The sequence below is a fragment of the Haloarcula sp. JP-Z28 genome (assembly GCF_011440255.1).
Classification (GTDB): domain Archaea; phylum Halobacteriota; class Halobacteria; order Halobacteriales; family Haloarculaceae; genus Haloarcula; species Haloarcula marismortui.
The window spans coordinates 1-23,129 of the sequence record NZ_JAAOHT010000035.1 but is presented as its reverse complement, the minus strand read 5'-3'; the positions used below and the strand labels follow the sequence as shown (position 1 = coordinate 23,129).

Genomic DNA, 23,129 nt, shown 5'->3' with positions numbered 1-23,129 from the left:
GTTTATTCGCTGTCCGGTCGGAGTTCGAGTATGAAAATCCTTGTCACGGTAAAGGAGGTGGCAGCCGTCGACGACGAGTTCGAGATCGACGGACTCTCTATCGACGACCGCTACGTCACAGCCGACCTCAACGAGTGGGACGAGTACGCTGTCGAAGCGGCCGTCCAGATAAAGGAGGCCCACGACGATGTCGAGGTCGTCACTGTCACCGTCGGCCCGTCCGAGACGGATGAGACAATCCGGCAGGCACTGGCAAAAGGGGCCGACCGTGCGATCCGTGTCTGGGACGACGCACTCGCCGACGCCGGCCTGCTGGACCCCGAGACGAAGGCCGAAGTACTGGCCGCCGTCGCTGCCGAGGAAGACCCCGATCTGGTGCTGACCGGCGTCCAGTCAGCCGACGACGGGTTCGGGGCGACCGGTGTCACGCTGGCCGATAAGCTCGACATGGAGTGGGGCGCTGTCGTCAACGATCTTGACCTCGATCTGGAGGCGGGTGTTGCCAGCGTCCACCGGGAACTGGAAGGCGGCGTCGAGGAACTCACCGACATCGAGATTCCGGCCGTACTGACGATACAGACCGGGATCAACGACCCACGCTACGCGAGTCTTCGGGGCATCCGGCAGGCCCAGAGCAAGGAGCTCGCGGAGCACGGCCTAGCAGATATCGGCCTCGACGCGTCCGAAATCGAAAGCCCGCTCGAACAGACCTCGCTGTACGAGCCTGAAACTGAGGGCGAGGCGACAGTGTTCGAGGGGAGTCCCGAAGAGACGGCGACCGAGTTGGCTGAACTGCTCGCGGAGAAGGGGGTGACCAGCTAATGTCAGTCCTCGCTATCGCCGAACACCGGCGCGGGGAGCTCCGACCGGTGAGCCTGGAACAGTTAGCAGCCGGTCGTGATCTCGCCGACAAACTCGGTGGCGAGCTACACACCGCCGTCATCGGCGGCGATGTCGAAGCGTTCGGGGCGGAGTTGAACCGTGAGGGCGTCGACACCGTCCACACTGTCGACATCGGCGAAGAGTTCAACCACGACGTGTACACGCAGGTTGTCACCCAGTTGACCACGGAGCTGGACCCGACCGTCCTCCTGATGCCCAACAGCGTCAACGGCCTCGATTACGCGCCGGCAGTCGCCAACCGGCTGGACCGACCGCTCGTAACCGACGTGGTCGACATCGACGCCGAGGACGGCCTCACCGCTACCAGAGAGCTGTACGGCTCGAAAGTCGAGACGACGATTGATGTCCACGCCGACCAGGCGGCCGTGACCATCCGCCCGGCCGAATGGCCGACAATTGAAACGGACGGCGACGCCGCAATCGAGGCGTTCGACGCGACCATCGACGAGAGCGCCGTCAGGTCCACGGTAAAGGGCTTTGAGGAGGTCGGCGGTGGCGATATCGACATCACCGACGCCGACGTGCTGGTGTCTGTCGGCCGCGGGATCGAGGAAGAGGAGAATCTGGATATCATCCACGACCTCGCTGAGGCGCTGGACGCGACGGTGTCGGGTTCGCGGCCGCTCATCGATAACGGCTGGCTGGCGAAGGACCGTCAGGTCGGCCAGAGCGGGAAGGTCGTCACCCCGGACGTGTACATCGCCATCGGCATCTCCGGGGCCGTCCAGCACGTCGCCGGGATGAAGGGCTCGGATACGATTGTCGCCATCAACACCGACCCGAACGCGCCGATCTTCGATATCGCCGACTACGGCATCCAGGACGACCTATTCGAGGTCGTCCCGGCACTCATCGAGCAGTTCCAGTAGCCGCTACACACTGAATCGCGGGTGACAAGGTACTTTTTATGGTAGTCCTAAGGGAGCGGTAATGGAGTATCTCGAGCGCCGGCGCGACCGGGTCGAGGAGCGCTTAGAGGCGGTTCTCGACAGCGTGGAGCCGGAGGAACTCGCAGACGAAGTGCGCCACGTGGCGCTTTCTGGGGGGAAGCGAGTGCGGCCGACGGTGACAGTGCTGGTGTGTGAGGCGCTGGGTGGGGAGCCGGCCGATGCCGTCGATTTCGCAGTCGGCATCGAACTCGTCCACAACGCCTCGCTGGTCATCGACGACATCATCGACGAGTCAGAACTCCGCCGGGGGTCCCCGGCCGCTTGGGAGGCCTTCGGCCACGGCCCGGCCATCATCGCCTCCGATGGCCTACTCGGCGAAGCGTTCAATCTCTTTTCGACGGACGAGCGCGCCATGCAGACCGTCTCCGAGTCGATGGTCGAACTGGGCGAGGGCGAGGCGATGGAACTGGTCGCAGAGCCCTCCAACGAGAAGGAGTACATGGAACTGGCTCGCCGGAAAACCGGGGCGCTGTTCCGCGCTGCGGCAGAGTTGGGGGCGATTGCCGCTGACTCGGACCCGTACACGGTTGAGGCGGTCGGTCAGTACGCTGAACGGGTTGGCGTAGCCTTCCAGATGCGCGACGACGTACTCGATGCGACGGCCGACGCCGAAACCCTGGGCAAGCCGGCTGGGACCGACGCGGAGATGGAGCGACCGTCGCTGGTGGAAGTGACGGAGCTGACGACCGAGGAGGCAAACGAGCGAGCGCGGGCCGAGTCCGACGCCGCCCTCGAGTCGCTGTCGACCATCGACGCCCCGGAGTCCCAGTCGATGGAGTACCTGCGCGACCTCGCGGAGTTCGTCGTTGTCCGCGAACGGTGAAGACCGATCCGAACGGGAGGGCTTTTGCCCGCTGCTCGATTACGCCCGGCAATGACAGTTATCGGTATCGTCGGGCTGCCGGGCAGCGGGAAAAGCGAGGCAGCGAACGTCGCCGCCGAGATGGACGTGCCGGTCGTGACGATGGGCGACGTCATCCGCGAAGAGTGCCGTGACCGCGGGCTCGACCCCGCAACGGACCACGGAACAGTCGCGAAGGCGCTTCGGGAAGAAAACGGCCCCGCCGCCATCGCCGAGCGCTCGCTACCGATGATCGAGGCGGAACTCGAATCGAACGATACCGTTCTCGTCGACGGCATCCGGTCGGACGTGGAAGTCGAGGCGTTCGAAACGGCGTTCGGCGACGCGTTCCTGCTCGTCGAGATAGACGCTCCGTTTGAACTGCGGGCCAAGCGGCTCGACCTTCGCGGACGGGACACCGCAGCGGAAGACGGTGGCGAGTCGCTCGAGGACCGCGACGATCGGGAACTCGGGTTCGGGATGGGCGAGGCCATGGAGCTGGCCGACGTGACTATCGAGAACACGGAGACGCTGGCCGCGTTCCAGCGGACCGTTCGCACACTGATTCGGGACGGCCCGGAGGCACTCAACCAATGAGCGCCGTCTACTCCGTCGACATCCGAATCGAAGCCCCCGTCAACGACACCGAAGTAACCGACCGGGTCGCGGATGCAGTTCGAAATCTCTTCCCGGAGGCCGACCCGACCCACCAGCAGGGCGCACTCGTTGCGGAGGTGCACACGATGGACGGATTCTCCGAGCTGCTCCACCGGCGGGAGATCCTAGATACGGCCCGGTCAGTCTTCTTCGACAACCTAGAGGGTGACACCTTCGCGTTCGATGTCAAAAAGCAAGCAGCGTTCGAGGGGCGAATCAACTTCGCGGTCGGTGACCCCTCGGAACTGGGCGACATCCACGTGAACGTGACCGTCACCGAACCGACGGCCGAGGGGTACATCGACTACGTCGCGCCGCCAACTGAGGACGGCCAGCCGGTCTACGACGAGGACACATGACGACGACCATCTGTTTTGACCTCGATGACACGGTCGTCCACTATCCGGAGCCGTACAAGAACATCGTCCGAAGAGCAATCGAGGCCCACGGTATCGAGTACACGGACGAGCTCCGGGCCGTTAGCAAGGAGGCGTTCTACACGGTCTTCGAGGCGCTAGAGCCGGACCCGTACCGCCAGTCGATGGCCGCCGTCGTGGAGGCGGCCGGGGCCGACACAGACCTCGACGCGCTGGTCGAGACACTCAGGGAGACCGAGTTCGCATCGACGACCATCCCCGACGCAGCCCGGGACAGCCTGACCGCACTTGCCGCTGACAATCAGCTCGCGATTGTCACCAACGGTATCCGGGAGCGGCAGGTCGCCAAGCTCGACCATCACGGGCTGACCGACCTGTTCGACCTCTTTGTCGCCTCCTACGAGGTCGGCGCACACAAGCCCGACAGCGCACCGTTCGACCGGGTCCGAGAGGAGCTACCGGCCGACGAGTACGTGATGGTCGGCAACGAGTACGAAACCGATGTCGAGGGCGCACGCAACGCGGGCTTCGTGCCGATTCACTACGAGTCGGGCGATGACGGCGGGCCAGACCTCTGGGATTCTATCGACGCGCTGGTATAGCGTGCGTGACTGCCGGCACAGAACACCACGGGTACTGGGAGCGGCCGACCGCTGGGGCTCAGGCCAGTACAGCCGTGAGGATAATGCCGGTGTTCCACGCTGTCACCGCAACGCCCAGTAGCGCCAGTCCAAGTGGGACGCCGATGGAATACGGCCGAGAGACGTACTTCCAGACGGCGAAAAAGCCCACGAACACGGTGGCTTTCAGGCCGGTCAGCACCAGCACCGCGTGCTCCTCCAGCAGTAGTTTGACCACGGGGCTAAGTTCGGTCACGCCAGTAATGCTGTAGCCAATGAGCGTCGTGACGAGGTCGCCGACGCCGAAAAAAGCGACGGCGACCGCCCACAGGGCGACGGCGGTGTTCGACGGACCGGCAAATCGAGCGGGGTGCCGCCAGTTCATGCCTCCTGCTATCGCGCAGCGGTACTTCGTTAGTGGTAGCTTCAGTGACAACTACAGCGGTAAGCTGCTCTTTCGAGCGCTGACAGCGCAGTGTTGCGCTGGGCCGGGGGTCAGCGAGGACCGACAGTGCAGCGGAGTGAAACCCGTCCGAAGCAGCTATGTACTACAGGTAACCGCCGCCTTCCGAGGGGAAGGGCCACGAGGAGCGGCGACCGTGCTGCCGCTGAGGGGCTCGGACGAACTCAAAGTCCGCTCACGAATATCGCAAGCCACTCCCCGAGTTCGCGGCGCTTGCTGATTCGCACTGACTCGACCCATTTCACCCACTGGAACCCTCGACGGCCGGGCGCGACGAGTCGGAGCGGGTAGCCGTGGCCGTGGGCCAGGCGCTCGCCATCGACATGGGTAGCCAGCATGGCATCGCGAGCCTCTGACAGCGGGAGACTCCAGCGGTAGCCAGTAATAGAGCGGAACTGGACCCACGCCGCCGCGTCGTCGGGGTCGGCGGCGTCGAGCAGGTCGCCGACGCGAACGCCCTGCCACTCGTGACCGGAGTACCAGCCGCTCGTGCAGTCAAGCACCGCCGATTCGGTCGCGTCCGGCGAGAGGTCGCCAGCGACGTAGCTTGCCTCGTGGGCGACCCGGCCGGCGACCGACAGCGACCAATCGGCCGCGTCGACCGGGTCCGGGTCGTCGGCGACCCAGCTAGTGACAGGGAATCGCTTGCCGTCGTCGGTCCCCTCCTCCCGTGACCCGGTGTACCGGCGGTCAGCGCCGGCCGTGTCAAGTGCGTCGTTGACCGGCCCCTGGACTCGCCAGAGGAGCGCCCCCGCGGTCACCAAGCCAGCGTACCGGAGAACGTCCCGGCGGCCGCCACAGGTGGCCTGTGCCGGCGAGTAGAACCGCGCGCGGAGATGCACCAGTAGCAGTGGCGGGACCAGCAGGCCGAGCGCGACGTGGAGGTGAAACAAGCCCCACGGGCCGAGATCGAGCGTGCCGCCGAATATCCACCAGACGCCGGTGCCGAGCGCGCCCAGTGTGACGGCGGCCAGACCGACCGAGAGGACACGAGTACCGGTCAGCCGCGACGGAGCGACACGGTGGAAGACACGACGAAGCTTCACCGGCAACAGAAGCGTCAGGACCACGCCAGAGAGTGCGTGGAGGTCGATTATCCACGCGCTGCTGGGGATGCCTGCGAAGATGGTGGCGACACCAGTGGCAAGCAGCGTCGCCACCGCCGCAAACAGCCCCCAGTCGACCGCCCGTGGCGTCGGCGTCAGCCGGCGGATGGTCATGGGTACTGTTAGCACTGGATTGATTTATACTGCCGTGGCGGCGTGACAGCGTCAGTACGACTGTCGAAAGACCGTCGCGCCGCTGGCGTTCTTGACAATGACGGTGTCGCCGTCGTTGTTCCAGACCGCCCCGTTCCGGCCCCAGTACCGCTCTGTCTCAGTGTCGGTGCCGCTGCCGGTGTAGAGAGTTACCAAGCCGTTCGAGTCGAGGGTCAGGTTTGTGAACATATACTGGTGGCCCACAGCGTCGCTGACCGTCCACCCGGAGAGGTTGAGGGTCGCATCGCCGGTGTTCGTGAGCGTGACGTACTCGTCGTTCAGGTTCTCGTTGTCGTTGCCTGCCGCATCGGCGTGGATTTCCGCAATTTCGACGCTGCTGGCGCTCTCAGTCCCGCCATCGGCGATAGCCGTTCGAATCACTTCGCCCGGGTCCGTACAGCGCCAGAGCCCGCGCCGGTCAGAACGGGCGGCCTCCTCGGCGGCGTAGAATAGTTCGGCTCGTTCGAATTCGCTGTCGTACACACGCGCGTGACCGGTCTCGACAAGCCGGTAATTGAACAGCGCCTCGTCGTGAACAACGTAAGCCAGCAGTCGGTCGTAGTAGCCGCGCCGGTTCAGGTTCGGGTCGAACGCGAGCCCGACCGTCTCGCCAAGGAGCCGCTGTTTAGCGAGCGACGACGCGTTCGTGCCGGCCCCGCGGAGGCAGGATGCCCCGTCGTCAGTTTCGGGGACACCTTCGAACTCCGCGGGGTCGTTTTCCGTGTGGACTTCGGGCGTATCGACACCGACGAGCCGGACCGTGTCACCGGTCCCGTTCTCGTAGGCGACCTGTATCGTGTCACCGTCGACGACAGCCGTGACCGTCACGGTGACGGTAGACTCCGGAACGTTGACTGCCGGCTGACTGTCGACGGCGGTCCCTGCCGACTGCGACGGCGAGCCGGCGAACCCGCTACAGCCAGTAGCGACCACGAGGACAACGACAACGCCGAACACGCCCCATCGCATCACACAGATGTTAGCGGCCGGCGACACAAGCGTGGCGGTGTCGCCGGGCGGACTGTTATACGTCTGCCATGTCTGGGTCTCGGTACAATGCTCGTCCCGCTGCCAGTCAGGGAAATCATGCGGACACCTGTCAAAACCATCAGTCCCAGCGCTCCGGTCATTGAGGCGGCCCAGCGCCTCCGCGACGAGGACATCGGCTCGCTCGTTGTCGAGGACGACGGCAGCTGCGTCGGTATCATTACGGAGAGCGATATCGTCGCCGTCACCGCAGCCGAAGGGGATACCAGAGCGCTGTCAGTCGGCGACGTGATGGCCGAGACACTGGTGACGGTCGCCCCCGACGCGGACATGCAAGCGGCCGTCGACCGACTCCAGACGAACAATATCAAGAAGCTGCCCGTCGTCGAGGACGGGTCACTCGTCGGCATCGTCACGACGACCGACCTCTCGGACTACATCCCGCACCTCTCTCGGGCGGTGAGAATGTCCAACGACCAGTCCCAGCAAAAGCGGTTCACCCGGCCGGACACGCTGTACGAGAACGAGGACTGGACGTTCGAGAGCTACGGGACTGCCGACGGTATCGACGTGGGTGACCACGTCGAGTTCAGCAAGACGATATCCAAGGCTGACGTGGAGGCCTTCGCCGAAGCGAGTGGCGACACGAACAGACTCCACCTTGACGCGACGTTCGCGGACGGAACGCGGTTCGGCCGCCGGATTGTCCACGGAACGCTCGTGTCCGGCATCATCAGCGCGGCTCTGGCGCGGCTCCCTGGACTGACGATTTACCTCTCGCAAGAACTGAGCTATCAGGGACCCGTCGACATCGACGAAGAGGTCACGGCCCGCTGTGAGGTCGTCGAACGCATTCAGGACAACCGGTTCCGCCTGGCCACAGCCGTCGATGATTCAGAGGGGAACTGCGTTATCGAGGGCGACGCCGTTGTCATCTCTGACCCGATTCCGGACACGGCCTGAGCCGATAGTCAGGCACAACCCATCACATTCGACTATGACCAGTCCGGGAGAACTCCCACCACGTTTCCTGTTTCGTGTTACCAAATAACAATTGTTAATAATCTGCTAGTAGATACACCCGGTATGGACGCTGTCGAACGGCCGACATTCGAAACGAGCGCGGCGATGGAGGTGTACCAGTACGTCGAACGACACGGGACGGCGGCACGGCATAGAGTCCGTGAGATGGTAGACCTCTCTCCCGAAGCGTTCGAGAAGGCCCTGACGCACCTTCTGTCGAAGGGGTACATCGAGGACGACGGTGGGACACTGACGCTGGCGCTCGATGTCGGCTCAGTCGAGGAACACACCACGAACGGGCTGACGTACACGATTCGACCGGCCCACAACGACGATTTCGAAGGGCTCGTCCAGACCATTCGGAACGTCTCAAGCGACGGGACGTACGTTGTCGCCGAGAGCGTCGCCGAACAGTTGCTGTACGAGGATGCCGTCACACGGCACAACACAGTCGAATCGAGAGTGTTCTTCGTCGCGACAGTTGACGAGGCGGTCATCGGCTGGTGTCACCTCGACATCCCGCAGCTGGACAAGCTTCGCGAGACGGCCCAGCTCACCGTCGGTGTCAGGGAGGAACAGCGTGGCCAGGGCATCGGCAGCCAGCTCATGCAACGCGGGCTTGACTGGGCGAAAGCCAACGGCTACCGGAAGCTGTACAACAGCGTGCCGGCGATCACGGAGAACGCGATGGTGTTCCTCGAAGACCACGGCTGGCACACCGAGGGAATCCGGCGGAACCACTACACCGTCGACGGCGAGCAGGTCGACGAAGTGATGATGGCCTACACGTTTGACTGACGGGGCCACCGGCTCCGCACTACAGTAAGACGACAAGCGCCAGCGCGATCCAGACTATTTTCAGCCCCGTGTTGACGACGATGACTTTCGAGCCGAACTCCCGGCCCCAGATGCCGTACTGGAACGGGATCGAGCGCTTGAACGTCGAGACGGCAAACGAGATGATGCCGCCGACGAGCATCGTCGCCACGGCGGTCCGGGCGGAGAAGGTCCCGTTCCGGATGAGCGGTGCGATGACCGTCGCCCCCGAGGTCGTATCGAGCGCGTAGGCGGCGATAACAGGGATGGCCGCGCCGGGCAAGCCAAGGAGCCCGGCGAACCCGTCAGCGGCAGTCGTCACAGACGCCCCGTTACTACCGATGAGTGTCAGCAGTTCATCGCTGTAGGCGAGCAGTAGCGAGACGACGGCGTAGATAGCCGCTAGCCGTGGCAGGATGTCCCGAACTTTGTCCGTGGTCGCGTCGAACGCGGCCCTGACGGCCGCTCGGCGGGTCTCCGGACGGTCGTCGAACACGTCGGCTGCGTCGCCAGCGGTCCCGCCGTCCGGGGTCGGGCCCGCACCGGCGGTCGGCCGGCCGACGTTAGATGCATCCAGCAGGACCGCGCCGGCGGCGATGCCAGTCAGCGTAATTGCCAGCGCGATGAGTCCCCGCGTCGCGACGTACAGCACCCCGACGCGAAAGCCCAGAATCGGGATGAGTATCGGCGCGTAAAACGTGATAATGTGCTGAGCGAAGCCAAAGAACGTGTTGATGGTGACGGCGATTATCGTCGCGCGGTCGGACAGCGCGCCGGACTCCCGGAAGTCGGCGAGCATGCCGTAGCCGGCGGTCGTCGATGCCGTCGTCGTCAGGATAGCGGTCCCGACCTCGTCCGGGAGGTTCGCCGGCGACGTGAGATAGCGCGAGACGACGGCGATCTTCTCGACCAGCCCGAACGCGACCGCCAGTTCGGCGAGGAACACGCCAAAGGAGAGGAAAAACGTGATACGGAGGACCCGGACAGCGACATCTCCGAGGACAGCAACTGCCGGATGACCGAGCACTGCGGCGACGAGCGACTGCACGCTGAAACGTACGACCCTGGCCCGCAAATGCCCATCGATAGCGTCGGTCGATTTCAGGACGGTGGCTGCCGGGCAGCGGTGGCTGTGTTGGACAGCGGATACCGAAGCGCCGACGCTGACGCCTTACACGAGCACACGGACAGTGCCGAACAACACCACCACGCCCAGCACATCACAGACGTTCGTGACGACGGGAATGACCACGTCGTCTGGGTCCAGTTCGAACCGGTAGGCGGCGTAGGTCGTCACCGTCGTGACGACGATAGCCAGCACCGCCAGCAGACTCCCGCTGACGAGTGCGACGAGGACGACCGTCCGGAGCGGGAGTGCAGTGCCGCCGATGACGGCCTGGAGGAGCCACGCGCCAGCGCCGACGAGCGGGAACAGCGTCACCGCGAGGGCAACAGTGGCGATCGCGTTGCCGGCCAATCGGTCGTCAGTCACCGCAAACGACAGGAGGCCGAGGTGAAACGCCGTCGAGAACCGCGCCGCGAGGATGCTGCCGAGGTTGCCCGCCATCCCGATTGTCACCGGAACGAGCACGAGTAGCGACGGATACTGCAGCAGTGTTCCCTCGAAGGTATCGAGGACGAGACCGCTCCCGAGTTCGATTGCCGTGAGCACCACCAGAATGGGAAACATCGTCCGGACGATACCCGAAACCGACCACTGGGAGGCGAACTCCGCCATTCAGCCACCCCCCAGCGCGAGGACGAGGCGGGTCGCGCCCAACAGCGTGGCGATGCCGACCACGTCGCCCGTCGTCGTCACGACCGGGCCGGCCAGTGTGTCCGGATTAAGTCCACGGCGGTAGCCGACGAACACGACCGAGACGACGGCAATAGTCAACAACAGCCCGGAGACAAAGCCCGCAATGAGCGCAATGGCGACGAGGGTTGTGAGGGGGGCCGACGGTCGCCCGACCAGCGCGAGCAGGGCGACAGCCATCACCGCGGCGACGCCGCTGATGAGGACACCGTTTGCCAGTGCCGCCGCGACGGCGGCGTTGATACGGTCGTCGTCAAAAGAGAACCTCGGGTTGATAAGCCCCTGATGAAGCGCCGACCCCAGACGTGCGCCGAGCGAGCCGTAGACGTTCCCCCGAGTGGCAAGCAGCGCCGGCACGAGTACGAGCAGTCCCGCAACGTCCTGTAACTCCGCGTCCATGCCGCCAAGGACAACGCCCGCGAAGAGGCCGCCGACCGCACTGAGCGCCAGCACCGGTAGCGCTTCCCGGTAGGCCTCGAGTGCCACCTCGCGGACAGTCATTGCAGGGCGAAGGACGGCGAGCGAAAAAAAGCCCCCTGATAGCGCTGGCGACCCCTCAGCCGGGAGTCGACTGGGCCCTGTCGCGCCACGGTGGCGGCCCGACCGTCGTGTTCCCAACCCCTGTAAACCGAACAGTTCTGGTGACAGTGACCGGGTCGCCGCCGTCCGTGACCGTCGTGTACTCGGTCCGGTAGTCGCGGACGAGCCCTGACCGAGTGACGTGGGCGACAAGTGTTGCGTTCTCCCGGCTCGTCCACGCTGTCGATGTCGTGTTTTCCCGCAGCCGGTCGCCCCTGATGACATAGACAGTCCCATCTGGCTGCTGGGACTGTCGGGTCCGAGTGTGGAACGGGGCAACGGTCCGGGTCACGTCGGCGGCAGGACGGCCGTTCAGCGCGGCGGTATGAACCCAGTACCGCCACGTTCCGGCGTAGCTGTCCGGCGGGTCGTACTCGTTGTAGATGGTCTGGTTGTCTCGCGCGAGTCGGCGGAGATACCTATCGCCATCGGACCAGAACGACGCAGTCGCCGGCGGTCGACCAAGGAGCACCGGGGCCGCGTGGCCACGGACAGATATGTTAGCGAGGTGTGTCCGGTTCGCGTCCAGCGCGACGTGGACTCGAAGGTGGGACCGCAATGACCCGTTTGCATATCTGACGGTCCGGTTCATCGTCACCGTGTACCCGCTTCCGTTGAGGCGGTCCCCGTGTGCGGAGCCGAGGAGGGATGGGCTGGTGACGCCCGTTGGGCCGACGCCAGTCGGGTAGGTGGTCGCAGAACTGGTCGGCACCGGAGCAGGCGTCACCGGGTCGTCGCCATCGCTGAACCCGAACCCGCCACAGCCGGCGGTAACGACGACGATGAGGACGAGTAGCCGCCACCCCATAGTCCTCGCCATGCTATAACAAACCATTCAGATCGGAATAACGCTACGGATCGCCATTTTTCCGGGATGTGTCGGTCTACAGACGTGAAATCGTTGATTAACCTACCGAAACTATTATGATAGATACAGACACCGTATGGAACATGCCAACTAATGGCAGTTCGGTCAACCGACGACAGTTGCTGAAGAGTACGGGCGTCGCAGGTGTGGCAGGGCTGACGGGACTGGCCGGTTGTTCCGGTGGCGACGGTGGCGATGGTGGCGGCGACGGCGGCGATGGTGGCGATGGTGGTGGCGACGGCGGCGACGACTACCCGTCGCTCGGGAACTTCCCGGTCGAGGGCGACACAGTCACGTTCGGATTCAACGTTCCACAGTCCGGTCCCTACTCCTCTGAGGGACAGGACGAACTCCGGGCGTACGAACTCGCCCAGAAACACCTCAATAACGGGGGTGGCTGGGTGGACAGTTTCGATTCCCTCAGCGGCGACGGCGTCCTCGGGTACACGGTCGACTCAGTAAACGGGGACACCGCAACCGACGCCGACACCGCCCGGCAGGCCGCTTCGCGAATGATTAACCGAGACGACGTGGTGATGATTTCAGGCGGCTCTTCCAGTGCAGTGGCCATCGCCGTGCAGGGCCTCTGTCAGACGGAGAACGTCATGTTCATGGCCTGTCTGACCCACTCGAACGACACGACTGGGAAAGACTGCGCCCGGTACGGGTTCCGGGAGATGTTCAACGCGTACATGACCGGCCAGGCGCTCGCACCGGTACTTGAAAGCGAGTATGGCTCGGACAACTCCTTCTACCAGCTGTACGCCGACTACTCCTGGGGGCAGACCCAGCAGGACTCGATGAACCAGTTCCTCTCAGAAATCGGCTGGGAAGAAGTCGACAGCGTCCCGACGCCGCTCGGAACCAGCGACTTCTCCTCGTATCTCTCGGAGGCCGCAAACAGCGGCGCGGACGTGCTCGTCCTGAACCACTACGGGCTGGACGGCGCAAACTCCGTCTCGCAGGCCGTCGATGCCGGTATCGACGAGGACATGGAGCTGGTCGTCCCGCTGTACAACCGCCCGATGGCACAGGCCGCCGGTGGGTCCATCGAAGGCATTTACGGGACGATCGCTTGGGACTCCCAGATCGACAACGAGGCGTCGAACGCGTTCACGCAGGCGTTCCAAGACGAATACGACCGCGTCCCATCCGGGCCGGCCCAGCTCGCCTACTCGCAGACGCTCCAGTACGCGGCCGCCGCCGAGCGGGCAGGCACGTTCTACCCGCCGGAGGTCATCCGCCAGCTGGAGGACTACGAGTACAGCAACATCGGCATGGGCCAGGAGACGATGCGCGCCTGCGACCACCAGGCCCAGCGGGACATTCCGGTTGCTCAGGGGCTGCCGGAGAGCGAACAGTCAGACGGGAACTTCATCGACATCGTCGAGATCACGTCCCGAGACGATGTCGGATACGCGTGCGATTCCGGGCCGGCCGCGGAGTGCGAACTCGGCGAGTACGGCGACGAATAGGTCATAATCCGGACAGGGGACCGTTCCCCTCATGATTTATAGTGCATGAGGTTGCCTTACTTGATACACAAAAACTAGCATGATTAGGAATACGCAGATAGTACGAGCAGAGTGCAGTGGGGGGAATCCGACGTGACGCTACTCGCGGATATCCTCACCATCTTGCTGAATGGGTTACAACAGGGTGCGATTTACGTCCTGCTCGCGGTTGGACTGTCGATTATCCTCGGGACGCTGAAATTCGTCAACTTCGCCCACGGGGCGCTGTACCTCGTTGGCGCGTATCTGGGGCTGTTCATAACTGGACAGGTTCCGTTGAACAACGGTCAGTTAGCGGAATGGGGAATCCAGTCATACGGTATCGGACTGGGATTCGTCGCCGCACTGGTCATCGTGCCGATTGTCGTGTTCATTATCGGACTACTGATGGAGCGGTTCATCGCACAGGCGTTTTACGACCGACCCGACACTGACCAGATTCTCGTGACATTCGGGCTCGCGATAATCGTCCAGGAACTGCTTCGGGCGCTGCTTGGCGGGAGCAGCCAGCCGTTCCCACAGCCCTCGTGGGCATCCGGTCCCATCGCGCTGCCCGTGGTGGGAAACTTCCCGCGCTGGCGACTCGGCGTCATCGCGATTACGGCAGTGCTTGTCCTTGGCGTGTACGCACTCGTTGAGTACACTGACTTCGGCCTCATCGTTCAGGCCGGTACCCTCGACGGCGAGATGGTCCGCCTGCTTGGGATCAAACTGAGCCGACCGTACCTCGTCGTCTTCGGCATTGGTGCCGCACTCGCCGGCGTGGCCGGCGTCGTCGGCGGCCCGCTCGCTAACGTCAACCCCAACATCGGGACTGAACAGTTAGTTCCGGCGTTCCTGACGGTCGTCATCGGCGGCGTCGGGAAAATAGAGGGGGCCGTGGTCGCTGGGCTGATGCTGGGCACGCTGCAGGTGCTCCTCATCCAGACCGGCTACGCCGCCTGGAGCCAGGTCGGTATCTACGCGCTCGCAGCACTGGTCCTGCTGGTGCGTCCGCAGGGGCTGCTGGGCTCGGAGGTGGATGTCTCATGAGCGACGAACCGCGCGACGCGACTGCCACGGCGGCGGCCGACACGGATGCAGAGGTCACCGGTGGCCTCGCGGACCGATGGGCTGACTTCCGCGACCGAGAGATATCGACGGTCTTGTTGACCGTCGTGGGCGTTGCCGTCTTCCCGTTCCTGTTCAACAACTTCCTCGACGGCTACACGCAGCTAGCGACGCTGATGCTCATCTACGGTATCTTCGCCGTCGGGTTCGACATCCTGCTGGGGTACACCGGTCTGCTGTCGTTCGGTCACGCCGTCTTCTTCGGCGGCGCGGCCTACGCCGCCGGCATCTTCAGCGCGAGCGTCAGCAGCTCGCCGCTACTGGTGTTGCTCGCCGGCACGGCGTTTGCCGTGTTGCTGGCGTGGATTGTCGGCTTCCTGTCGCTGCGCCGCGGTGGGATTTACTTCGCCATCCTGACGCTGACGTTCGGCCAGATGTCGTTCTACCTGGCGGCCTCGCCGCTGGCCTTCCTGACGAACGGTGAGAACGGCTTCACCTCCGTGGACATCGGCAGCCTGCTGGGCGTCATCGACATCCACGGCGGGGTGCCGTTCCCGCTGTCGATGCTGGTTGACAACATGCTGTACGTGTTCGTGGCCGTCATGACGGTGCTGTCGGTCGCGATGGCGAACCGCATCCTCCATTCGCCGTACGGGACCGTGTTCCGCGCAATTCGCGAGAACGAGCGGCGGGCAGAGTTCGTCGGGCTGGACGTCTGGCGGTACAAGCTGATGGCGTTTATCATCTCGGCGGCCTTCGCTGGCATCGCCGGGAGCCTGTTCACCATCGAGGGGAACTACGTGCCCCTGCAGTCGCTGTACTGGACCGAATCCGGTCGTATCGTCATCATGACTGTGCTCGGCGGTGTCGGCTCGCTGTTCGGGCCGCTGTTCGGTGCCGGGCTGTACCTGTACATCGAGAACATCGTCAGCGGGTTCGAGACACTCGGCCCGTTCTGGCACCTCATCCTCGGCGTTGTGTTCGTCGTCGCTGTCATCCTCTTCCCCAACGGGATCTGGGGCGGTATCGACTACGTTCGTGACATGGTCGTCGGAGGTGAGGACGAATGACGGTCCTCAAAACGGAACAACTCACCAAGCAGTTCGGCGGCCTCACGGCCGTTGATGAGGTAGATCTGGAGATAGAACAGGGCGAGGGCGTGAGCCTCATCGGCCCCAACGGTGCGGGGAAATCGACGTTCATCAACCTCGTCACCAGACGGCTCGAACCGAGCTACGGCGAGATCGCGTTCCAGGGAGATTCCATCATCGGAATGGACCCGCACGAGGTCGTCCAGCGAGGGATGAGCAAGTCCTTCCAGACAGCCTCTATCTTCCCCGAACTAACCGTCAAGGAGAACGCAACCATCGCGGCGCTGGCGGCCGAGCACGGCTCGTTCCGGTTCAATTTCTTCCGGAATCAGAACAGCTACCCGGCGGTCGATGAACTGGCGAACGAGGTCCTCGAATCAGTCGGTCTGTACGACGAGCGGGAGGATCAAGCCGACAGCCTCGACTACGGGAACAAGCGCCGGCTCGAACTCGGCATCGCGCTGGCCGCCGAGCCGGATATGCTGCTGATGGACGAGCCAACGGCGGGAATGTCGCCCGACGAGACGAAATCGACCGTCGACCTCATCAAACGCGTCAAGGATGAGCTCGATCTGACGTTCCTGCTGGTCGAGCACGACATGGAGATCGTCTTCGACATCTCCGACCGCATCGTCGTCCTCAACCGTGGGTCGGTCATCGCGGAGGGGACGCCGACGGAGGTACAGAACGACCCTGCGGTACAGGAAGCGTATCTGGGAGGTGTCGAGGAATGACGCTACTCGACGTGGACAACATCAACGGCTACTACGGCGAGAGCCACATCATCCAGGATGTGTCGATGAGCGTCGACGACGGCGAAATTACGGCCCTGCTGGGCCGTAACGGCGCGGGAAAGACCTCGACGCTCCGGTGTATCTCCGGGGCGACGCCGCCTGACGTTCGGAGCGGTGCGATCCAGTTCGACGGAACGGACATCACCAACGCTCCGCCGGAGGACATCGCCGTCCGCGGTATCTCGCTGGTCCCGGAGGAACGGCGCGTGTTCGCTGACCTGACCGTCGCCGAGAACCTCCACCTCGCGGACACCGTCCGCAACAAATCCAACACCTGGCGGCGGAAGCTCGATTTCCGCGACGAAGGGATGTCGGCGGCGGAGATCTACGAGTACTTCCCGAGACTCGACGAACGGCGCTCCCAGAAGGCCGGCACGCTCTCCGGAGGCGAACAGCAGATGCTCGCCATCGCTCGCGCGCTCCACCAGAGCACCGACCTGTTGATGCTCGACGAGCCATACGAGGGGCTGGCACCACAGATCATCGAGTCTGTCGAAAACGCCATCGAACGCATCAGCGAGGACGGGACGACGATACTGCTGGTCGAACAAAACGCCGTCGCAGCAATGAAAATCGCCGACCGATGTTACGTGCTTGACCGTGGGCAGGTGGTCTTCGAAGGGCCCGCTGAGGAACTGCAAAACGACCAAGAGACCCGCGATAAGTACCTAGGTGTCTGAATGTCGGACACACAATCCCCCGAATCGCTGCTCGACGCACTGCAATCTGAAGGTGTCGTCGTCATCGACGAGGAAACAGACGAGGTCAGCACGACAGAAGCGTTCGAGGCCGACCGCGAGGTGTACTACGACACCTACGTGACGATGGGCGACGCGGAGTTCCACGAGTCCGTCGCCGACGTGTTCGGCCTCGATTCGGCCGCTGAAGCGGCCCAGCGGGTCGACGAACTCGACGTGTCACGCGAGGAGTTTGCCACGTTCCTGACCCTGCGATCGAACGTCGACGACTCCTACACCACCGTGGAGCTGACGACGATGGCACAGATGGCGACCGAACTGGGGCCGGAAACACCGGTCCCCGAGGGAGTCAAACACCTCGACGACGACAGCTACGAGGCGTTCGTCGACGCCCACGACCGGTGTGTCGTGACTGTGTGGAAGCTGTTCTGTGATCCCTGCGAAGCAATGAAAGCGGAGTTAGATGACGTTTTGGCCGCATTCCCGGACGGCGTCCCGGTCGGCGGCATCGCCGGCGAGCGCTCCCCGGAGTTCTGTCAGTCGGTCGGGGTCAACGCGGCCCCCGCTGTCGTGCTGTTCGAGGACGGCGAGCCTGTCGAACGGATCACTGGCCGGACAGACCCGTCGCCGCTCGCTGAGCGAGTCGAAGAAGTGTACGGCGTCTGACTGCGGCGTTACTCCTCTTCGCCGCTGCAGACCAGCACGGATCGGTCCGTGCCCAGAATCACGCTCTGTGTGACACTGCCGAACAGCACCTTGCCTGTCGGCGTCCGCTTGCGTCCGGCGACGACAATCATATCGACGTCCTGCTCGTCGGCCAACCGGAGGATCGCGTCGGCCGGTTCGCCGCTTGACTCTTCCAGAGCCACCTCGACGCCAGCATCCTCGAGGACTTCCCGTGCCCGGCGCACGGAGGCCACCTGGTCGACGGACGCGCCTTCAGGGTTCTCCTCGAAGTCGTGTAACAGCGTGACACGGACCTGGCTGGCGTCCATCGGAATCTCGGTTATCGATTCAGCGATGGCGGTCCCACGAGCCTCACTTTTGTCTATCCCAGCGACAATTTCGTACATGCTCGCTTCATCTGTAGAACGGGCCAACCCTTAGTTCTGGCCCGGATTTCGAACATAGATCATCAAAAATAACGTCGCGCATCGCGTTCCGCGGATCGACGCAGCGGCGTCAGTCGCCGAACGGCCCCATACCGCCGCCACCCATACCGCCCATGCCGCCACCGCCGCCACCGCCCTGCTGCATCTGTTTCATCATCCGCTCCATGTCGCCGTCGCCCATACCCTGGAACTGCTTGAGCATCTGCTCCATCTGCTTGTGTTGCTGGAGGAGTTCACGCACCCGCTCCTCGGGCTTGCCGGACCCACGGCAGATGCGCTTGGTCCGGGACTGGCCGACGACGCGGGGATTCTCCAGTTCCTCCTCCGTCATCGAGTCCATGATGACATCGAAGTCCTGCATCCGCTCCTGGGTCACGTCCATCGCGTCGTCAGGGAGCTGGTCCATCAGCCCGCCGCCCAGACCAGGGATCATGTCCATCACCTGGTCCAGCGGCCCCATGTTGTTCATCGTCTGCATCTGCTTGCGCATGTCCTTGAGGGTGAACTGCCCCTCCAGCATGTCCTCGGGGTCCCAGTCCTCCTCGTCGCCTTCCTGGGTTTCCTCCATCGCGCGCTCGACGCGCTCGGTGAGCTGCTTGAGGTCGCCCATCCCGAGCAGTCGGGAGATGAACCCGGAGGGCTCGAACCGCTCGATGTCCTTGACCGTCTCACCCGCACCGAGGAAGGCGATGGTTGAGTCGGTCTCGTTGACGGCGGCGAGCGCGCCGCCACCTTTCGCCGTCCCGTCGAGCTTCGTGATGATGACGCCGTCGATGCCGATGGCCGCCTCGAAGTCGGCGGCCTGGCTCTTGGCGCTCTGGCCCATCGCCGCGTCCAGTACGAGCAGGTCCCGGTCGGGCTGGACCTCCTGCTCGATGCGCTCGATCTGTTCGATGAGTTCCTCGTTCAGGCCGTCACGGCCCGCCGTGTCCACGATGCGAACGTCCGCGTTCTCCGTCGCTTCCAGCCCGTCACGGGCGATCTTCACCGGGTCGTCCTCGTCGGGGTCGCCGTAGAAGTCCACCTCAGCGCGCTCGGCCATCTCCTTGGACTGGTCGTATGCGCCGGGCCGGTCCGTGTCAGTCTGGATAATGGCCGGCCGGAGCCCTTTCGTCGAGAACCACCACGCCATCTTCGCGGCCGTCGTCGTCTTCCCCGACCCGTACAGGCCGGCGAGCATAATCGTCTGCTCTTCCAGCGGGAGTTCGGTCGACTCGCCGACGAGGTCGACCAGTTCTTCGTAGACGATTCGCAGGACCCAGTCCCGCGGGGTCGTCCCCGCCGGCGGTTCCTCATCCAGCGCGCGTGTTTCGATACTGTTGGAGAGGTCCTGTACGAGCCCGACATCCACGTCGGCCTGCAACAGCGACCGCTGAATCTCCTTGACGATGTCCTCGATGTCTTCTTCAGAGAGCCGGGATTTCCCCCGGAGGTCGTCAAGCGTCCCCCGGAGTGAACTCCCAAGATCGTCGAGTACCATTGTTGGCGCGAGATACGCGACGGTGCGGGTAAAGGCTTGTTGTCATGCGCCCGACTCCCCTGGAGCCGTGAGCCGACAGCAATCAGAAAAGTGGTTGTAGGGATGTCGCTATGCGCGACCGTTCAGTGGGCAGACAAAGAAGTCGGGTGGGCCGAAACCAGGGCGGCCGAGAGTGACGCTGATGTAGTCTTTGTCTAGGATATCGCTATCGGTTGCCAGCGGTGCGTCGTCATTGAACGCCGCAATGTCAGTCACCTCTGCCGAGAAGTGCGTCCATTGCCCACCGTTCCAGTCCCGGTCACCGGGTGCTGACTCGGAGACGAACGGTGAGCGTTGGTCGGCGCTCACCTTCTCGTTAGCCACGATCGGTCTGCTTCCATCATGCAGGAAGTAGATTTTGTCTTCCGGGTTGGGACGCTCGTCAAGGACGTTCACAACGTTTGTCCGCCAGAGTACGTCGTTCGCATAGACACGACCAAACTCTTTCCCCGCACCGCGCTCATCTCCCTTTCCTGGGTTCGCTGCAGTTGCTCCAGTCACAGACAGCCCAACACCTGCGACGCCGAGGGCTGCTGTTGTCCGGAGAACCTGTCGCCGTGTCGATTGTTCGCTTCCAGTCATGGTGCTCTGGAGGCTGTCTCCGCCTCCACAGTTCACCAGGGAGAGGGGTATTGAGAAGATTTTTCAAAAATCCTTCAGAATCAGTTCCAATTCTCTGTGAACTCTCTCCAGCTTCTCCGCTGATACTGTTTCTGCCCGTGACGAAAGGGTCAAAAAGACGAACCGGTTGGGGAACAACATGGCCGTTCTCGGACAGCTCGGATTCATGATCGCGTTTCTTTCGGGCGGCGTCGCCGCCGGCCATTTCGGGCTGTTGACCGAGCGACGGACGGATATCCTCACCACACTCGTCTTTACCGTCGCGCTGCCGGCACTCATATTCCGGTCCACGTATGACCGCCCATTACAGGAAATCATTTCGCCGGCGTTGCTGGGGGGGTTCTGGGTTATCATCGCGCTGACGATAACACTGGGCTGGCTCGTCCACCGTCGGCTGGAGTCCGCCGACCGCCGCAGCGTCTCCGTCGTCCAGTCGTATCACAGCAACATGGGGTTTCTCGGTCTGCCACTCGTGGCGGCAACGATGGGCAGCGAAGCGACGGCCGTCGCCAGCGTCATCCTCGGGATCGGTGCGGTGACCCACGTCCCGGTGACGGTATTCCTGCTGGTCCGCATCAACGGGAGCGACGCCTCGCTGCTGAGCGAGTGCAGGAAACTCGTGACGAACCCGGTACTCATCGCGCTGGCGGCGGGCATCACAGCCTCGGTCCTGTCGCTATCCGTTCCGGAGGCACTCATCAGTGCGCTCGGCCCGCCGGCCGAACTGGCGCTGCCAGTCGCCCTGCTGTGCATCGGTGCGACGCTCGACACGGACCTCCCGGTGTCGGACCTGCAGAAGACCGTCAGCGTCGTCGGGCTGAAGGTGCTGTGGATGCCGGCGCTGGCGTGGCTGGTGTACTCCTCGCTGTCGATGGACACGACGGCGCTGGGCGCAGCGGTCGTGATGCTCGGCACCCCAACGGCAGTGTCGACGTACGTCTATACGACGGAACTCGGCGGCGACGCGGCGTTCGCTTCGCTGAATGTCTTCACATCAACAGTGGTCTCCATCGGAACGCTTTCGCTCCTAGTCTGGCTGTTCACCTGATGCCCCAGCGTGGTCACGCTTTTGCACGCCGACGCCCCCACCGACGATATGGGCTATCACCAGATCGACCCCGAGTCGCTGTCGGAAACTGCGGACTACCCCTGTGACCGGCGCGGCATCTCCGACGCCGCCGAACTCCACGCACTCCACGCGGCTACCTACGAGATGGCACCCGGCGAAGACCTCTCGCGGACCTACCACTACCACGAGACGCGCGAGGAACTGTTCTACGTGCTCGAAGGCACGCTCCACGTCGAAACGCCCGACGGGGAGTACGTCGTCTCGGCCGACGAGGTGTTCGTCGCCGAACCGGACAGCCCGCACCGCGCGCACAACCCCGCCGATGCCGACGAATCAGTTACTGTGCTTGGCGTCGGCGCACCGCCGACCGATATCGCGCGCCCATACGACCCCGACGCGTAGCGAGGGGCTCGGCGGTTCAGACACGCTTTTCAGCCACCCCGTCACAGTTGCGCCCATGACGAGCAAACAGGCGGTACAACAGGAACTGGTCGACAGTGGTGTCACGGCAGTCCTGCGCGGGATTCCCGAGGAAAAGATGGTCGACGTGGCGACAGCCGTCCACGAAGGCGGCGTCACAGCACTGGAACTGACGGCGGATGCGAAGCGCTGCTCGGACATGATCGCCGCCGTCGACAAGGCACTCGACGACACCGACGCCATCATCGGGGCCGGCACGGTCATGGACGCCGCCGCCGCCCGCAACGTCATCGAAGCCGGCGCGGAGTTCGTCCTCTCGCCAAACCTCAACGAGGACGTCATCGACGTGTGCAACCGCGAGGGCGTCCTCGCTATCCCGGGCGTCATGACGCCGACGGAGGCCGCCGACGCGATGGAAGCGGGCGCGGATATCCTGAAGATGTTCCCAGCGAAAACGGTCGGCCCGGCCCACATCGGCGCGCTGCAGGGCCCACTCGGTGACGTGCCGATTATGCCGACCGGTGGTGTCTCGACCGATAACGTCGACGAGTTCTTCGATGCCGGCGCGGTCGCCGTTGGCGCAGGCTCGGCGCTGGTCAATTACGAGGCCATCGAAAACGACGACATGGACGGCGTCCGCGAACAGGCCGCGGCGTTCGTCGACGCCGTAGAGGCCGCCCGAGAGTAGCAACAATCTCACCCGGCCGAGCAGAACGAGGCCCGGCACGGCGGCAGCGGCTTACGTTCCGGTGTCGTTCTCGGTCGTCTCGTTGCCTGTCTCGTTCCCAGCCGTTCCAGTCTCATCGCCGGGCAGGTCAGTTTCGTTGCCCGGAACCGCAGTCTCGTTTCCGGCCGTCCCAGTTTCGTTCTCTGATATTTCTGCCGTGTTGAATAGATGCTGAGTCACGGTTAGAGTGGTTCACAGAGCGGTTCTATGTTCGAGATGGCGAACATCAGGACAATCTCACGGAACTGTCGATACCAGCCGAGCGCTCGCACGGCGTCGCCGAGCGAGCGCTTCGTTGTCGAATACGATGTTTCGGCCATCCAGCGCTGAGAGTAGCCTTTTGTCCGGATGAGTA

28 protein-coding genes and 1 pseudogene are annotated in these 23,129 nt (G+C 63.7%); 17 read left to right on the top strand and 12 right to left on the bottom strand.

What is annotated here, in order from left to right; genetic code table 11:
• Positions 1–30: 30 nt before the first annotated feature.
• The 6 genes from G9463_RS13465 (at position 31) to G9463_RS13440 (ending at position 4,330) form a co-directional block, all read left to right on the top strand.
• On the top strand, positions 31–822 hold the full coding sequence (locus G9463_RS13465) for an electron transfer flavoprotein subunit beta/FixA family protein (protein ID WP_165896965.1): 792 nt from the start codon (positions 31–33) through the stop codon (positions 820–822).
• Positions 822–1,772, top strand: a complete 951-nt coding sequence (locus tag G9463_RS13460) for an electron transfer flavoprotein subunit alpha/FixB family protein (protein ID WP_007189227.1) — start codon at positions 822–824, stop codon at positions 1,770–1,772. Before G9463_RS13465 ends, G9463_RS13460 begins: the two co-directional genes overlap by 1 nt.
• Positions 1,773–1,833: 61 nt before the next feature.
• Positions 1,834–2,676 carry a polyprenyl synthetase family protein gene (locus tag G9463_RS13455; RefSeq protein WP_004964564.1) on the top strand — a complete coding sequence of 281 codons (843 nt, stop codon included), beginning with the start codon at positions 1,834–1,836 and terminating at the stop codon, positions 2,674–2,676.
• Positions 2,677–2,727: 51 nt separating this feature from the next.
• Positions 2,728–3,291 (top strand): AAA family ATPase, encoded by a 564-nt coding sequence (locus tag G9463_RS13450; RefSeq protein WP_004964567.1) that lies wholly within the window; start codon positions 2,728–2,730, stop codon positions 3,289–3,291.
• The gene (locus G9463_RS13445) at positions 3,288–3,710 is read left to right on the top strand and encodes an RNA-binding domain-containing protein (RefSeq protein WP_165896964.1); all 423 of its coding nucleotides are present in this window, start codon (positions 3,288–3,290) and stop codon (positions 3,708–3,710) included. Before G9463_RS13450 ends, G9463_RS13445 begins: the two co-directional genes overlap by 4 nt.
• Complete coding sequence (locus tag G9463_RS13440; protein WP_165896963.1) at positions 3,707–4,330, top strand: HAD family hydrolase; 624 nt, start codon at positions 3,707–3,709, stop codon at positions 4,328–4,330. The genes G9463_RS13445 and G9463_RS13440 overlap by 4 nt, the downstream gene beginning before the upstream one ends.
• A gap of 58 nt (positions 4,331–4,388) precedes the next feature.
• Here the strand turns inward: G9463_RS13440 and G9463_RS13435 are convergent, their stop codons facing one another.
• The 3 genes from G9463_RS13435 to G9463_RS13425 all read right to left on the bottom strand — a co-directional run bounded on the left by G9463_RS13435 (position 4,389) and on the right by G9463_RS13425 (position 7,039).
• Positions 4,389–4,733: a hypothetical protein gene (locus tag G9463_RS13435; RefSeq protein WP_004964575.1), complete on the bottom strand. Its 345-nt coding sequence runs from the start codon at positions 4,731–4,733 to the stop codon at positions 4,389–4,391.
• 242 nt (positions 4,734–4,975) lie between these two features.
• A complete protein-coding gene (locus G9463_RS13430; protein WP_165896962.1) occupies positions 4,976–6,031 on the bottom strand; it encodes a molybdopterin-dependent oxidoreductase in 1,056 nt (351 codons plus the stop codon).
• A 51-nt stretch (positions 6,032–6,082) separates the two neighbouring features.
• Positions 6,083–7,039 (bottom strand): lamin tail domain-containing protein, encoded by a 957-nt coding sequence (locus tag G9463_RS13425; protein ID WP_165896961.1) that lies wholly within the window; start codon positions 7,037–7,039, stop codon positions 6,083–6,085.
• Positions 7,040–7,126: 87 nt separating this feature from the next.
• On the opposite strand from G9463_RS13425, the gene G9463_RS13420 reads away from it, so the two are divergent.
• Positions 7,127–8,020: a CBS domain-containing protein gene (locus G9463_RS13420; RefSeq protein WP_011224635.1), complete on the top strand. Its 894-nt coding sequence runs from the start codon at positions 7,127–7,129 to the stop codon at positions 8,018–8,020.
• A 123-nt stretch (positions 8,021–8,143) separates the two neighbouring features.
• Positions 8,144–8,878 carry a GNAT family N-acetyltransferase gene (locus G9463_RS13415; RefSeq protein WP_004964588.1) on the top strand — a complete coding sequence of 245 codons (735 nt, stop codon included), beginning with the start codon at positions 8,144–8,146 and terminating at the stop codon, positions 8,876–8,878.
• Positions 8,879–8,897: 19 nt separating this feature from the next.
• On the opposite strand, the gene G9463_RS13410 is transcribed toward G9463_RS13415, so the two are convergent.
• The 4 genes from G9463_RS13410 to G9463_RS13395 all read right to left on the bottom strand — a co-directional run bounded on the left by G9463_RS13410 (position 8,898) and on the right by G9463_RS13395 (position 12,111).
• Positions 8,898–9,944 (bottom strand): nucleoside recognition protein, encoded by a 1,047-nt coding sequence (locus G9463_RS13410; RefSeq protein WP_165896960.1) that lies wholly within the window; start codon positions 9,942–9,944, stop codon positions 8,898–8,900.
• 123 nt (positions 9,945–10,067) lie between these two features.
• Positions 10,068–10,634, bottom strand: coding sequence for a magnesium transporter (locus G9463_RS13405; RefSeq protein ID WP_004964594.1), 567 nt, complete (start codon positions 10,632–10,634; stop codon positions 10,068–10,070).
• Positions 10,635–11,213: a magnesium transporter gene (locus G9463_RS13400; protein ID WP_007189235.1), complete on the bottom strand. Its 579-nt coding sequence runs from the start codon at positions 11,211–11,213 to the stop codon at positions 10,635–10,637.
• 55 nt (positions 11,214–11,268) lie between these two features.
• On the bottom strand, positions 11,269–12,111 hold the full coding sequence (locus G9463_RS13395; RefSeq protein ID WP_165896959.1) for a hypothetical protein: 843 nt from the start codon (positions 12,109–12,111) through the stop codon (positions 11,269–11,271).
• Positions 12,112–12,242: 131 nt separating this feature from the next.
• On the opposite strand from G9463_RS13395, the gene G9463_RS13390 reads away from it, so the two are divergent.
• The 6 genes from G9463_RS13390 to G9463_RS13365 all read left to right on the top strand — a co-directional run bounded on the left by G9463_RS13390 (position 12,243) and on the right by G9463_RS13365 (position 17,972).
• A complete protein-coding gene (locus G9463_RS13390; RefSeq protein WP_127013735.1) occupies positions 12,243–13,634 on the top strand; it encodes a substrate-binding protein in 1,392 nt (463 codons plus the stop codon).
• Positions 13,635–13,766: 132 nt separating this feature from the next.
• Entirely contained in the window at positions 13,767–14,705 is a 939-nt protein-coding gene (locus tag G9463_RS13385; protein WP_007189237.1) for a branched-chain amino acid ABC transporter permease, read from the top strand.
• Entirely contained in the window at positions 14,702–15,793 is a 1,092-nt protein-coding gene (locus tag G9463_RS13380; protein ID WP_004964609.1) for a branched-chain amino acid ABC transporter permease, read from the top strand. Before G9463_RS13385 ends, G9463_RS13380 begins: the two co-directional genes overlap by 4 nt.
• The gene (locus G9463_RS13375; protein ID WP_004964614.1) at positions 15,790–16,548 is read left to right on the top strand and encodes an ABC transporter ATP-binding protein; all 759 of its coding nucleotides are present in this window, start codon (positions 15,790–15,792) and stop codon (positions 16,546–16,548) included. The genes G9463_RS13380 and G9463_RS13375 overlap by 4 nt, the downstream gene beginning before the upstream one ends.
• Positions 16,545–17,288, top strand: coding sequence for an ABC transporter ATP-binding protein (locus G9463_RS13370; protein ID WP_165896958.1), 744 nt, complete (start codon positions 16,545–16,547; stop codon positions 17,286–17,288). The genes G9463_RS13375 and G9463_RS13370 overlap by 4 nt, the downstream gene beginning before the upstream one ends.
• The gene (locus G9463_RS13365; protein ID WP_004964620.1) at positions 17,289–17,972 is read left to right on the top strand and encodes a co-chaperone YbbN; all 684 of its coding nucleotides are present in this window, start codon (positions 17,289–17,291) and stop codon (positions 17,970–17,972) included.
• A gap of 8 nt (positions 17,973–17,980) precedes the next feature.
• Here G9463_RS13365 and G9463_RS13360 read toward each other — a convergent pair whose 3' ends face one another.
• The 3 genes from G9463_RS13360 to G9463_RS13350 all read right to left on the bottom strand — a co-directional run bounded on the left by G9463_RS13360 (position 17,981) and on the right by G9463_RS13350 (position 20,519).
• Positions 17,981–18,379 (bottom strand): universal stress protein, encoded by a 399-nt coding sequence (locus G9463_RS13360; protein WP_004964622.1) that lies wholly within the window; start codon positions 18,377–18,379, stop codon positions 17,981–17,983.
• Positions 18,380–18,488: 109 nt separating this feature from the next.
• Entirely contained in the window at positions 18,489–19,898 is a 1,410-nt protein-coding gene (locus tag G9463_RS13355; RefSeq protein WP_165896957.1) for a signal recognition particle protein Srp54, read from the bottom strand.
• Between the two features lie 108 nt (positions 19,899–20,006).
• Positions 20,007–20,519, bottom strand: coding sequence for a hypothetical protein (locus tag G9463_RS13350; RefSeq protein WP_121301980.1), 513 nt, complete (start codon positions 20,517–20,519; stop codon positions 20,007–20,009).
• Positions 20,520–20,697: 178 nt separating this feature from the next.
• On the opposite strand from G9463_RS13350, the gene G9463_RS13345 reads away from it, so the two are divergent.
• From G9463_RS13345 to G9463_RS13335, 3 genes are read left to right on the top strand one after another with little or no spacing between them, the layout of a single operon-like run.
• Entirely contained in the window at positions 20,698–21,606 is a 909-nt protein-coding gene (locus tag G9463_RS13345; RefSeq protein ID WP_004964633.1) for an AEC family transporter, read from the top strand.
• Positions 21,607–21,654: 48 nt separating this feature from the next.
• Positions 21,655–22,029, top strand: coding sequence for a cupin domain-containing protein (locus tag G9463_RS13340; RefSeq protein ID WP_121301981.1), 375 nt, complete (start codon positions 21,655–21,657; stop codon positions 22,027–22,029).
• Positions 22,030–22,084: 55 nt separating this feature from the next.
• Positions 22,085–22,735, top strand: coding sequence for a bifunctional 4-hydroxy-2-oxoglutarate aldolase/2-dehydro-3-deoxy-phosphogluconate aldolase (locus G9463_RS13335; protein ID WP_165896956.1), 651 nt, complete (start codon positions 22,085–22,087; stop codon positions 22,733–22,735).
• A 51-nt stretch (positions 22,736–22,786) separates the two neighbouring features.
• On the opposite strand, the gene G9463_RS13330 is transcribed toward G9463_RS13335, so the two are convergent.
• Both G9463_RS13330 and G9463_RS13325 read right to left on the bottom strand, forming a co-directional pair.
• Positions 22,787–22,954: a hypothetical protein gene (locus G9463_RS13330; RefSeq protein WP_165896954.1), complete on the bottom strand. Its 168-nt coding sequence runs from the start codon at positions 22,952–22,954 to the stop codon at positions 22,787–22,789.
• 2 nt (positions 22,955–22,956) lie between these two features.
• Positions 22,957–23,129: pseudogene (locus tag G9463_RS13325) on the bottom strand (IS5/IS1182 family transposase); the annotation flags it as partial.